Raw genomic sequence first — 13,168 nt, forward strand, 5'->3', positions numbered from 1 at the left:
AATTATGTACTGCCCGATGCCGCCCGAGCTGTCATGATCATGTCAGTCAAGCCGAACTTCTTTCAGTGGCTTCCCGCCGTCTATATACAACCTGCCGGTTGGCTTTAATGCTTTTTTGATCTGCGTCTTTGCCAATTTTTCTATTTCGGGATGGCGGCCGTCTAGCGCACCTACGCGCACAGCAAAAGCAATGTCGAAAAGTGGCTCGCTCCTTTCCAGCTCAAAATCCTCAATTTTTGAAACCCTGAATGACAATGTGCCGGCTGATATTTCGCTCCCGCTGCTTTCAACTGCCTGACTAATAGCCTTTTCGGAACGATCAATGCCCATTATATGCCCATTTCCAATGCGGGCAGCTATTTCACGTGCGGCGGCACCCGGGCCGCAGCCTATTTCCAGAATTCGGATGCCATCGGTAAGCGGTAACGCGTTTACAATTTCCCGAAGCCGGGAAGAAATTTTAGCTGCCATTTTCTATCCTGATTTTCTTGGAACAGATCGTTCAGCTGGCATGCTAAGTACATTATCGTTTACTACCTTCGCACATCGATACCAGACCTGGAACAGTTTTAGCTATTAAAACTGAACTGAATTAAATGATAACCCACAAGTAAAACCAAAAATGGCGTCAGGATTTTTTGCAATTTTAGATGATATAGCTTTTTTAATGGATGATGTTGCGCTAGCAACAAAAGTCGCAACGCGAAAGACTGCGGGTATACTTGGAGACGATCTGGCCGTGAATGCAGAGAAAGCCACAGGCTTTTTATCCGACCGTGAATTGCCGGTGTTGTGGGCCATCACCAAAGGCTCGCTTATCAACAAGCTGATTATCGTTCCGGTGGCGTTGCTGCTAAGTGCTTTTTTGCCGACTGCCATCAATTATATCCTGATTCTTGGAGGGCTTTACCTGGCTTATGAAGGTGTTGAAAAAATCATTGAGTTCTTTTTTCACCGTCCCAAAACGGAGCACACGGTTATCAAGGAGACGCCGCATGGGAGTGCCGTTGATCTCGAAAATGAGAAGGAAAAAATAAAATCCGCGGTAACAACCGACTTTATACTTTCAGTAGAAATCGTCATCATCGCATTAGGGAGTGTAGCGGGAGAGAATCTGACTATTCAGATATTGACTGTGTCTGCGGTGGCATTGCTGGCAACGGTGGGCGTTTACGGTATCGTTGCGCTGATCGTAAGATCGGATGATGCCGGTTACAGGTTGATTAAAAAATCAAACGATAAAGGTTTCTTCGCAAAATTGGGGCACCTGCTTGTCAAGGCGTTACCACTGATGATCAAGTTTCTGTCAGTAGTGGGCACAATAGCTTTGATTTTAGTTGCCGGAGGGATTTTTGCCCATAACATTGATTACTTCCACCACCTGTTTCCACAACTCCCTGATATTGCCAGGGAATTCGGGTTTGGTCTGGTAATGGGACTGGTCGTTTTCCTGTTGGTGACTGGCTTCAAAAAGCTGTTTTTGAAAGGAAAATAGGCCTCCGGGCGGCTTCTTTTATATTGCCATGATGTCGCGTGCAACTGCTGTAAGATCGTCGCCGAATTGATGGCCGCCGGTTGCGAATTCCCGGTAATGGGCCCAGGAAAGCTGCTTTTTATAACTCGAAAGCTGCGCAAACGGGACCTCTTCATCGTCCTGGCAATGATAAAAGAACAAAGCAATTTTCTTGTCAATTTTCTTTGCAAAGCCTGATTTTAACCTGAACGGCTCGACCCAGTCCTCCTTCCCTTCCCAGAAGGGTGTCGCCAGCAAAAAAATGCCTGCGATTTTTTTGGTGATCTCCGTTTCGGAGAGGTAAGCGAGTAACATCGAAGCTCCGAGTGAGTGAGCAACCACAATAAGCCCATCCGGACCTGCCGAAATCTCCTCGCTGATCTGCCTGCGGCGCCCCAGATCCGGCGTTCCGTCGTCGGGCAGAAATGGATATTGAACGGAATAACCCGATCCCAGTTGTGATCTCAGCGAAGCGACAAGCTTTTCATCTGCCTCATAATCCTCCGCAGAACCGCCACCGTGAAAAAAAGTTACTTGCTGTTCCATAGTCTTAACAGAATTTGAATACCGGACAATGGTTTAAAATTACTTGTTTCTGCTGCCAGTGAAGCAGTGTATTCGAGCCAATTGCAGGGGGAGGCTGTGACAATATCCGGCTGCCTCGAGAGCTAGTTGGGCGGGATTCTGGCCGTCAAGGTGCCAGCGCAGTCAGTTAGCTTTTACCAGTGAAGGTAAGCACGATCATTGTTTTCTTTTCCCCAGGCAAGCTAACTTCAATGTCGATGCCGAGCAGCACGCACAAATCTTTCACGATGACCAGGCCGATCCCTTTTTGGGCTGGGTTGCGGGAGGCGTAAAGCCATTCTTCATAAGATTTGTAGTTCTTATTTAACCACATCATCTGGTCTGCCGGTATTCCCCCTCCATCATCTTCAATCACAATCCGGGTTTGTCCTGCCTCGGCGACCGCTGATATGTTGATTTGATACCGACTGACTTTCAACGCATTGTCGATTAAATTATGAACAATAATCGAAAGTAAGCTAGCGTCACTTTGTACCGTGACAGCCGGGTCAATCATCGTTTTGATACGAACTTCTCTTTGTGCTGCAATCGCAGTAAACAGTTCCGTAACCGAGGAAACCAATTCCGCTACGTTAACAGGCCCTATTTGTCGGCGAGCTGACGGAGATTTGCTTTGCAGCTTGATGTAATCGAGCAGGTTCCTGGTAAGTGTATTTAATCTTTGCGACGTATTAAGCGTTTCATCGCTCATAACCACAATCAGCGGATCAACGTCAGTCTGTCTGTGCACGTATGTGTTAAATTGTTTCAGCGAGAAACTGATGTAATGCAGCGGAGTCTGAATGTCGTGGTTAACCGCAGCTATAATCTGGCTGATCACCCGGTAATGACGTATGAGATTAGCCTCGCGTTCTTTTCTGATGTGATATGCTGATCTGAACCGGACTGATACCATAAACAGGCCCGCTATCAAAGCGATTGCCAATGCCCGGAACCACCATGTTTCATACCAGGCGCGATGAACATGCAGATACAATGATTTATAGGTATAATCACCTGGATTAAAACCATTTACTTTCCGGATTTTCAGCACGTAGTCACCATAAGGCACGTTGGTGATTGCAATAATAAGATCCGGATTCACGGGAATCCAGTTTTCCTCGCGGCCCGTTCCAGACAACTTATAATGCATGCGGACATTCTTTTCATTCCCCAGATAAGGCGTTGTAACGGTCAATCTTAGCTGCTCGAAATCCCGCGAAATTTGCAGCGAATCTTTTACTTGCAACCCAATTGTGTCTTCCTGAATTGCGCTAACAAATATACTATTGTCCGGAAGTTCCGGCTCGATTCTTTCAGGTTTAAACCAAACCAAACCGTCCATGGAAGGAAAGGATACCGTCCCATCCGAAAGCCTCACAGCGCATGGCTGACATCCACCATTGAATTCATTGGACAAAAAACCGTGTCGCTTATCATAATACTGGTAATAAACAAAGTCGATTTTACCATCTGCAAAATTCAGAAGTTCTCTTTTGGCGACCTGAAAAAGTCCATGGTTTGTATTGATCCAGAAAAAGCCGTTTCTATCTTCCACAATACAATGCGCAGTCGCTAAAAACCGATCGCTGTCCAGCGGGAAATGAATAGCCCTGTCCTGTCTCAACAGGTAAATTCCATTCCCGTAAGTAGTCACCCAGGCGCCTTCACGGGTCATGTGAAAGCTTCGCACGGTCATTTTCTCAAAAGGCTTTACAGTGCGGAATGCTCCGGTCCTGGTATTGAGCCTGTAAAGACCACCCTCAGTTCCTACAAACATGGTTTCAGCGTCTTCCCGCTGCATAATCAATATCCCTTTGGCGTTCAGGGTAACCATTTTCCGGGGCAGGTATTTACCCTCAGATTTTTCGAGGGTATAAATCGAATGATCCTCACATCCAATCCAGAGCCTGCCCCCAGGCTCTATATATAAAGATTTTGCCTTCTCAGGTAATTTTACAGACGCCAGAATTTTCTGACCAAACCGGTCCAGCTTATACAAATCGAAGCCAACGCCTGACCAGAATGTGCTGTCCCGCTCCTGCGCCATTATAAATTTGTTGCCCAAACGCTCCATAAACGGGGAAATCCTTTTTGCGACAGCCCCCATACCATCATTCCCGGAAGTAATCCAGTACCCCTGTGAAGTAAACACCGATCGGCCGGACACGGGTAACTGTGCATAATAAACGTTATCAGCATCCTCGCTTGCAAGTTTGTGCGTTTCGAAATTCTCTTTTTTGAAAACAAATAACCCTTTCGTAATACTTCCCAGGAACAAAAAACCATGTGGTTCATCAAAAAATGCCGTTACGAAATTGAGGTTCTCAAAATCGAAACCCTTTAAGATTAACCGGGTGGTCAGGTTTCCGTTTGCCGTCGGCGTAAGGCTGTAAAAGCATTTGTTCAGATAAAGAAAAGCCTGGCGGGATATATTGTTCCAAAACAGGCGGGGACTCGTTTTTCGGGAAGAATAATGGCTGTTCGCTACAATATCGCCTCCGATCAGAGCGCTTTGCGTAACTTCGCCTATCTTTTTGAAATTTCCCCCGCTATCTACCCCGTAAGGTTTGGCGTTAAGCAACATGACGTTTTTGAAAGGGCCTTTTGAGCTGTAAAGTTGTTTACCGTCGCGAAAACAGGTAACCTGGTCGTTTTGCCAGATGTAGGATGTCCGGCCATCGGCGGTGAAAAAATAGTGCTCATAAAATGGATCTATATGGTACTGCGCAGGCAAGCCGGCCAGTATACTGTTGTGCCTGATCGTACTGCTGACAAATGGATTACGCTTCCGGTAACGGTCATAGAAAGTAGTGTCGACAGAAACCAATCCGTTCGGAAGGACACCCATATATTCATTTTTTTCCGTGATGGCATAAAACAGGTATTGCTGATGCTTTGCACCGTCCGCAACAGCTGGGACGAACCCTCTGAGACGATTCGTTGACATTGGCAACACCGATCTTTCAAAAGTTACGAATCTGCGCCCATCGAAGCGGACGAGACCGGCCTCGGTTGTAAGCCAGATAAACCCGTTTCGGTCCCCGCTCAGCGCTTTCACGCTGTTTTGAGGAAGCCCGTTTTCGTCGTTGAAATGCTGCATCCAGTACCCTTGCGGCGGCTGCTGGCCCGGCGCAGGCAACCCTGTCAGCACAAAAATTGACCCCAATAGTAGCATGGGTAGAAAACCTGCTTTCATCATGCCGCTTACAAAAGATTAGAGTTCAAGACGTCCCTGACAACTACATTATTCGTTTACCTTAAAATATTTTGTCAGTTCCAGTAGGTTGGTTATCCCGAGCTTTTCAAAAATTTTAGATTTATAAATGCTGATCGACGAGGCTGAAAGGTGTAGTGTTTCGCCGATCGCCTTGGTGGAATGCCCTTTGACCAAAAGCTGAGCCACATCCAGTTCTTTTCCTGAAAGCTTGTCGATCACCGTATCCTGCGTGTCCCTGGAATTCAGTAACTGGTGAAAAACGTGCTGCATCACCTCGGGACTTGCATAAACGCGCCCGCCAAGGACCTGATCCACCGCCCTGGTAAAATCCTCATTGATAGATGTTTTGGAAATGTACCCATTGGCGCCAGCTTTCAGGAAAGGTAATGCATACAAATGCTCATCATAGCTCGAACACACCAGAATTGGCAGCTCCGGCTGCCGCAGCCTGGCCGAGCTGACCATACTCACCTTATCGCCTCCGGGCAGGTTAATGTCCATGATCAGCAAGTCGAACCTGCGTTTTTCCAGGATCGCGATGGTCTTGGAAAAATCAGCCGTGCACGTGACCACCATATCCGGATTGTGGGTAGTCAACAAAAACTGCATTCCTGCCGATACGAGCGGGTGGTCCTCTGCGATAATGATCTGAATGCTCATTCTAAATGGACTAAAAATTGATTTCCGACTGTGCCCGGCAATAATATAAAAAATTCGTTCATCGTAGTACTTCTATAAATTATTAAATTTATTTAATAAAAAACAGCACAGATTTTAGCTAACCATCCAATCTTTCGCAATGCCGTCCCCGGTTATACGCATTACCTTTACGCACGACGGGCTTATGAAATATACCCCTGACAAGGTATAACAGACCATCGCAATCATAAGTAAATGGATTGATTTTGTAACATAGAGTACCTGATCATCTCCCGGTCCTGCCGGGAGATATGATTTGCAGCCCGGTTCCCACGCCAACCCACTGCCTTTCTTTTTGAAGGCCGGAGATTTTTTTTCAGGAATGAAACTGTAATAGCGTCATGCCCGCACCACTATTGTCCGTCAGATAAAGTTTGCAGCGTAGCCGGAAACCGATGGGGGGTGAGGGCTTATAAGGTAGCACCGGCATAGGTTATGAGCCGGTAACTAACTACTGGGTAAAGACGGCAATCGCCGGGGGAAATGAGCTTGTCCGTCTAAGCCAGCGCCCGGACGTGATGGCAAACGTAAGGTTCACCGGAGAGAATCGAGTTGACGCACACAGCAAGATCGCTGGCTCCGCCACTTTTAATAAGAAACCCTTTGACGCCGCTGCGGATTAGCGAACTGGCAAACTTAAAGCCCGGATTGTGCGCATAATACAGGATCACCGCGGCCATGGGGTTATTCTTAATGGCTTTTTTCAATGCACTGCGGTCAATTTCAGGTTGTTCTTCCGACAGGCCGATGATAATGATGTCGACAGCCTCCTGCTGTATCCCGCCCGAGAAAGATTGAATACTCCCTGTTTCCAACATGACTACATTTTCAAACTGACTTGTTAGTATGGTCCTGATACCCGTACGAAATACCGGATGGTTATCAATGAGTGCAATCGTCATGCCTGGAATATTTTTGTTTTGAACGTTGATCTCAATTATTTCCGGGCTCTTGCAGGTAGCATACAGCTGCTATTTCTATTAATTAAGCCAGATCAGCATGCCTGTAAACCAGCAGATGCGAGTGTAAGCTAATCCCGGATCAAATCTCAGGACAAATGTATCTGACGGGCTTTGATTCAGCATTGCAAAAAATTGAAATGTCAATTAAAAACCATGCATTCGTGATTTAAAAAAATTAAGTGCAAAAATCAACTAGTTCTACGATAAAGCTCGATAACCTTCAACAGCTTCGACTCATGACCTGATCCTGCTCCTTTCAATGCGTGTTAGTGTACGATTGATGAGAACGATGACAATTTTTATGTTTAAATTGGTTACATAAAATCATCGCCACTTGCACATGAAACTAAGACTGACATTGGCAATGCTGACCTTTACGCTCGTTTCCCATGCTCAAGGCGTTGCGGTCAATTCGGATGGGACGCACTCTCATATTATCAATAACGGTGCCACTTCTGTCATCGTAAATTCTAACGGAACGCACGCTACTGCTTTTCACAATGGCAATACCTCGATCATCGTAAACCCGAACGGAACGCACGCTACTGCTTTTCACAATGGTAATACATCGGTTATCGTGAACCCTGACGGGACACATTCCACCGCTTTTCGCAACGGAAATACGTCGGTCGTGTTCAATCCGAACGGAACCACTTCCAGCGTCTTTCACAATGACGCTCCCCGGGATAAAGTGGGAACTGAGTCTTTGGACAGGCCCTTTTATGGCTATGCCCGCCCGTGGCCGAGAGGCCCCGTAGTGCCCGACGCCGCGTATGTGGACCTGTCCCAATGGAAATCGGGACCTGTTATTCGGGTCCGCGTTAAAAAATACAGGTAGTCCGCTGCCGCGGGGAAGTTGCCTGCTCATTTACCGGCTTCATCTTAAAATAGGTGTAGATACATGATGGACAAATGATTAATAAGAATCTCCGGAATATCAGCCACAGTAGTGAACAGCCAGGTGACGCAACCATTTTCAAAATGGAAACAGTTGAAAATGATTTTCGGAACAAATCTTACTTAAATAACAGCTGCGAAAATTCAAATAAATCGTGCCGCCACACCGGCCAGGTATGTCCGCCGCGGTACTCGCTGTATTTGTATTTAATCCCCAGCTCGTCATACTTCGAAAGCATGATCTTGCAATTCTTGTAGGCAATGTCTTCCGATCCGCCCATTGAGATCCAGAAGTTTTTGAGATTGCTATTGATGGTCGTTGCGTTGGTTTTGGCAAATTCGTAATGCGGGCCGGACAAGGCATCGTTGTTCGCAAACCAGCCCGAACTGAATACGCCCAGTGACGAAAACAAATCCGTGTTTTTCACACCCGCATATAACGTTTGTATGCCACCCATGGAAAGGCCCGCAAGAGCCCGGTGCGCCGCATCAGCCTGCACCCGTAAGCTGCTTTCAACGAAGGGTATCGCGCCCATTTTCAATTCACTTTCGAAAATTTTCAAAAAACCATCACCCGCTGTTGCCATACTGCCAGGCCCCATCGGATTGCCCGGATTTCCATCCATCATCACGATGATCATCGGTTTTGCCTTACCCTCCGCAATCAGGTTGTCTAGAATCAGGTTTGTTTTCCCCTGAGTTGCCCAACCCCGCTGATCCTCGCCGCCGCCATGTAAAAGATACAGTACGGGATATTTCTCGGTGGATTGGTCGTAACCCGGCGGGGTATACACGTACATTTCACGCCAGCTGTTGCTTGCTTTGGACAGGTAGCTTTTGATCCTGATTTCTCCATGCGGTACCTCACGCATCGCATAGTAAGAACCGCCGCGGAAAGGTATTTCAATACCACTGGCCATTCTTCCCATCCCGTAGAACGTCTCGCTCGCCGGATCTGCCAGCGCAACCCCGTCGATCAGCAGCGAATAATAATGGAAGCCCTCACCAATGGAATCTGTCGTTACCGTCCACAGCCCTGCCGTATCCTTCACCATATCATATTTTTTACCGAGATCGATCTGTACTTTCTGCGCTTGCGGGGCTTTTACTTTGAATATGACACGGTTGTCGGGCAAGATCTGAGGGTATTTCGACGAGCGGACATTGGTAGAAGCCGGCGTGCCTAGCAAGGTATATTTGGGCAGAGAGGCTATATCAACGGGTTTGAACAAAAATTGAGAGAACATATAAAGCCCGTTTTTCCAGACTTTAAAATCATGCACCCCCGGCTCTATGTAATAAACGTGAGGCACACTATGCTCGAACAAATAGTCGTGCGTCCGTTTGCTGAACGAGATCAGTCTGTCATTGTCGCCGCAGGAAATCCAGAGTAATTTCAGTTTCTTTTTCGTTTCCCCGGGGTCAGGCATCAGCTCTTCCGGTTTTTTGGTATTGGGAGCCGACGAAAACCCGCCTACCCACGCAAACTGGTCCAGGTTACCCAGCCCGAAGTTCAGCGACTGTCCCCCACCCATCGAAAGGCCCGCGATCGCGCGGTGCTCCCTGTCATTCAGTGTGGCGTATTTCTTTTCAATAAACGGAATGAGATCTGTCAGCAGGTCTTTTTCGAAAGTCGCGAAAGCGGCTACTTTATCCGGCGCCATGATGTTGCCTGTCGCCCGGTCGTCTTTCATTGCCCGGCCATTCGGCATCACCACGATCATCGGCTCGATCTTCTTTTCGGCAAGTAAATTATCGAGGATCAGTTGCGGGTTTCCGCCTTTGAGCCACTCTTTTTCATCGCCACCAATGCCGTGCAGCAGGTACAGCACGGGGTATTTTTTCTTTTTGGAGTAACCGGGCGGTGTGTAAACCAGTGCTTTGCGCGAGGTACCCACCGTTTTGGATACATATTGAACACTGTCCAATTTTCCGACCGCAACATCCGGGCGCACCGAGTCGTAACCCTTCGGCATTTCCATCAGGGCATTTTGAGCATTGGTGACAGTTGCCAGCACTATCACGTTCATTGCCAGCAAGATAAGTCTTCTCATTAGTTTAGATTTTTAATGGTTTTCGGGTTGATTGAAAAATAGCCGTAAGGCAGCTATGGGGATTTAAATGTATCCTCAGCCCGGAGGCTTTGCTTTTTTGCGGTTGGAAATTGCGCGGGTACGGGATAGCTTACTTTGCCTGTGGCCAGCCATTCCGTAGCCCTGATCACCGTCGTCTGATAGCCCACACAACGATACGCCGGCGGATAAAACTCTCCCTTCCATAAATGTCCCAGACTTGAATTGTAGACCCGCCCCGCACCATAACTAACTACCCATTCAACCGGCCAGGTCCGCTTTGTACTGGTACTATCATAGGCAAACGACAGCACCGTCAGGTTCTCGGCCGGCCCGCGAGGGAAATAGTATACCTCCGTATTTGCTGTCTGCCATTGGCTGGGATAGCCCTTATTGATAGGATGAGGATTCAATATTTGAATAAGCGCATTAAACCTGTCGCCATGGCCAGTCCCCTGTCCCTCGCCAGGCGGTATCCTGATCACGCTACTGGACGGACCAATTTCAAGCGCGTAGCCTTCTGAACTTTTACGCCATCCCAGGCCGATCATTTTGTCATATTCTTTCCAATGCGGGAATGCATTGTTACCTGAATGCAGAATATACAGCCCACCACCTCCCTTCACATACTCTTCCAGCTGCCGCTCCGCTCCGGCCGGCCATTTAAGCCGGGTGTTCTGAATATTATTGGTATTCTGGATCACAACAGCATACTTAGCAAATACGGGATTCCAGCCTGCACGTTCCACGGAATCGGCGGGAATGGTACTAACATCCACTTGGAAGCGTCCGCTTTCTTCCAGTATCCACTTCGTTACAGCGGTAGTCTGTTTCCAGTCATGGTTACTGAAACCGTCCACGATCAGGACCGGGATCGGCCCGGATTTCTGTGCCCGGGCAGAACAAAGACCGAGGCAGATCAGCGTGAAGAAAAAATGTGATTTGAGCATGAGCATTTTACAGTTAGTACCATTTTATTCCATTGGGCCGATCAGCTCCACAAAGTTGCCGTCGGGATCTTGTACCAGAACGAAGTGTAGTTTCTGGTTCAATGCGGTTGGCGTATTACCCAGAAAATCCACTTTTTGCTGTTTCAACCGCTCAATGACCGGTTTGAGCGCTTTGACCTGGATCGTAATGTATTGCATTCCCGTATCGTCCTGAATGTATTTAGGCCGGGGATGCGCTGCCTTTTTGCCGAAACTCATCAGCTTCCATTCGTTGGCTTCCGGGCTGTTTTCGAGTTTAAGAATGTTGACATCCACAGCCACACCATTGGTCAGGCCCGAGCGTTTTCCAAAATCTTCATTGATCGTAAAATTTCCCGTTTTAACCATGCCAATCCCTTCGACATAAAAATCAAGCGAACGCTCCATGTCGGAGACCACGACGCCAACGCCGATGAGCCTGCTGGAAAAATTGGATTGCGCGTAAGTAGCACTGCCGAACAGCAGCATAAAAAAGAACAGGCAGAATGCGGATATTGACTTTTGCATATTTAAAAATTGATTGTTGAACGCACGGGAGATACCAGTTTGACAGCTGGATATTATTTCGAAACCTTTTCGAACATGGGATCATTGCCGCTGTATTTCAGGTATTTAAAAGAGGCAGAGTTGGTCGTTTTTTCGCCGGATGAAGTCGCATACATGCCAAACAAACAACCAATAAAACCGCCTGCTTCTTTGGTACTCAGGAATTTGGCATCGAGCTTGTCTTTCAGCAGTTGCCAGGAAGTACCATTGGAAAAATAAAAGCTGCAAGTCCCTCCGTCGGCCACGATACGCAGTTTAATTGGCGATGCGTCGGCAAGCGGCATTTGAGTAAGCAATTCCATTTCCTTGTCCTTCGGATTGCTTTTGTAAAGCTGGATCACAGGTTTGCCCTGATCCACTGATTTACTGATAAAATAAAAATGGCGCTCGTCCTGAAAAATGGTCAGACCTGCCTTTTCTTTTTCTGATTGAGCTGAAAAGTCAAGCTCGGTTTCAGTGGTGCAGTATAAATGTTGCTGGCGTTTACCGATAAAGGAGGGGTTACCCAGATCCATAATGGTCTCCGGCTTCAATTTCAGGGTCAGGCCGTTTTTTTTGGAAAGTGAAAATGAGCTGCTGTCGATGGTACGCATGAAAAGCAATGCCGGGTCCAGCGATTTCTCAAAAGTGAGTGTATAGGCAAAGTTCCCTGCCTGCGGAAGCGCTCCTTTCTGCTTCACTTCACTGAATGGCACCTTGTATTGATATTGAATTTCTTTGGTATCCGGATTAATAATCGGCCACTCGTCTTTCCAGGTGACGGGTGCTATGAAAGTTTCCCGTCCGGTATTGTAATAATCTCCTTCATAAGGCCTTACAGCGAGAAAAATAGCATACGTTTTACCATCCGGCCCATCTACAAACTGCGCATGGCCTGCGGAAGTGACCGGATCTTTCCGGTCTTCGGGAAGTCCCATTTGCGTCAAAATAGGATTGTTTTCATACGGCACGTACGGTCCCCAAACGGATTTGCTGCGAAATACCACTTCAGTATGATTGACGGACGTGCCGCCTTCGGCCGCGTACAGGTAATACCAGCCAAAACGCTTCATAATGTGTGGCGCTTCGATCCAGACAGGCTTTTTGCTAAGGTCCACCCCGCCATTGACCAACTGTTTTTCCTCCCCGATCACTTTCAACGTTACGGGGTCAATTTCATAAATGCGGATTGTCCTGTGGCCCGGATACAAGGATTTGCTCCCCGGCGCATCGCTGTTATAAACGATGTAAGCTTTATTATCGTCATCAAAAAAGAGCGACGGATCGATCCCCCGAACCTGCGGGACACGGACCGGGTTGCTCCACGGGCCTGCCGGATTTTTGGACGTGACCACAAAATTACCGTCATGATCAATATCGGTGCAGGTGACATAAAAAGTGCCGTTATGGTAACTGATCGCTGGTGCAAAAAGACCGCGGGTCAGTTTTTCACCTATGAAATCCATTTGCGACGGACGATCGATCACATTCCCGATCTGCTTCCAGTTTTTTAAATCCTTGCTGTGAAATACAGGGATACCCGGAAAGTAGGAGAAAGTCGAATTGACCAGATAATAGTCCTTCCCGACCTGCACCACGCTCGGGTCGGGATAGAAGCCCGTCAGGATTGGGTTTACAATCGTGGTTGTCTGCGCCGTAGCAGCATAACTTATCACAAGAAAAAATACTGTAAAAACAGCCTGAGCAAATCGCTTGTTCATGTTTTT

The 13,168-nt window shown here is 47.4% G+C and carries 11 protein-coding genes; 2 read left to right on the forward strand and 9 right to left on the reverse strand.

Annotated elements, in window-relative coordinates:
* Positions 1-42: 42 nt before the first annotated feature.
* Complete coding sequence (locus FXO21_RS00130) at positions 43-471, reverse strand: methyltransferase domain-containing protein (protein WP_149638193.1); 429 nt, start codon at positions 469-471, stop codon at positions 43-45.
* Between the two features lie 151 nt (positions 472-622).
* Here FXO21_RS00130 and FXO21_RS00135 point away from each other — a divergent pair, with 151 nt between their 5' ends.
* A complete protein-coding gene (locus tag FXO21_RS00135; RefSeq protein ID WP_149638194.1) occupies positions 623-1,495 on the forward strand; it encodes a DUF808 domain-containing protein in 873 nt (290 codons plus the stop codon).
* Positions 1,496-1,513: 18 nt separating this feature from the next.
* Here FXO21_RS00135 and FXO21_RS00140 read toward each other — a convergent pair whose 3' ends face one another.
* The 4 genes from FXO21_RS00140 to FXO21_RS00155 all read right to left on the reverse strand — a co-directional run bounded on the left by FXO21_RS00140 (position 1,514) and on the right by FXO21_RS00155 (position 6,898).
* Complete coding sequence (locus FXO21_RS00140; protein ID WP_149638195.1) at positions 1,514-2,059, reverse strand: alpha/beta fold hydrolase; 546 nt, start codon at positions 2,057-2,059, stop codon at positions 1,514-1,516.
* Positions 2,060-2,225: 166 nt separating this feature from the next.
* On the reverse strand, positions 2,226-5,279 hold the full coding sequence (locus FXO21_RS00145; protein ID WP_149638196.1) for a sensor histidine kinase: 3,054 nt from the start codon (positions 5,277-5,279) through the stop codon (positions 2,226-2,228).
* A 45-nt stretch (positions 5,280-5,324) separates the two neighbouring features.
* Positions 5,325-5,957 (reverse strand): response regulator transcription factor, encoded by a 633-nt coding sequence (locus tag FXO21_RS00150; protein WP_149638197.1) that lies wholly within the window; start codon positions 5,955-5,957, stop codon positions 5,325-5,327.
* A 536-nt stretch (positions 5,958-6,493) separates the two neighbouring features.
* Complete coding sequence (locus FXO21_RS00155; protein WP_149638198.1) at positions 6,494-6,898, reverse strand: response regulator; 405 nt, start codon at positions 6,896-6,898, stop codon at positions 6,494-6,496.
* Between the two features lie 400 nt (positions 6,899-7,298).
* Between FXO21_RS00155 and FXO21_RS00160 the strand changes: the two genes are divergently transcribed.
* A complete protein-coding gene (locus FXO21_RS00160; RefSeq protein ID WP_149638199.1) occupies positions 7,299-7,796 on the forward strand; it encodes a hypothetical protein in 498 nt (165 codons plus the stop codon).
* 178 nt (positions 7,797-7,974) lie between these two features.
* Here the strand turns inward: FXO21_RS00160 and FXO21_RS00165 are convergent, their stop codons facing one another.
* The 4 genes from FXO21_RS00165 to FXO21_RS00180 are packed head-to-tail and all read right to left on the reverse strand — an operon-like array spanning position 7,975 to position 13,162.
* The gene (locus tag FXO21_RS00165; RefSeq protein WP_149638200.1) at positions 7,975-9,909 is read right to left on the reverse strand and encodes an alpha/beta hydrolase-fold protein; all 1,935 of its coding nucleotides are present in this window, start codon (positions 9,907-9,909) and stop codon (positions 7,975-7,977) included.
* A gap of 53 nt (positions 9,910-9,962) precedes the next feature.
* Positions 9,963-10,877, reverse strand: a complete 915-nt coding sequence (locus tag FXO21_RS00170) for a ThuA domain-containing protein (protein ID WP_192579120.1) — start codon at positions 10,875-10,877, stop codon at positions 9,963-9,965.
* A 24-nt stretch (positions 10,878-10,901) separates the two neighbouring features.
* Positions 10,902-11,423 (reverse strand): VOC family protein, encoded by a 522-nt coding sequence (locus FXO21_RS00175; protein ID WP_149638202.1) that lies wholly within the window; start codon positions 11,421-11,423, stop codon positions 10,902-10,904.
* Between the two features lie 53 nt (positions 11,424-11,476).
* Positions 11,477-13,162: a glycoside hydrolase family 43 protein gene (locus FXO21_RS00180; RefSeq protein ID WP_149638203.1), complete on the reverse strand. Its 1,686-nt coding sequence runs from the start codon at positions 13,160-13,162 to the stop codon at positions 11,477-11,479.
* Between the last annotated feature and the right edge of the window lie 6 nt (positions 13,163-13,168).

It is taken from the genome of Dyadobacter sp. UC 10 (assembly GCF_008369915.1).
Lineage (GTDB): Bacteria > Bacteroidota > Bacteroidia > Cytophagales > Spirosomataceae > Dyadobacter.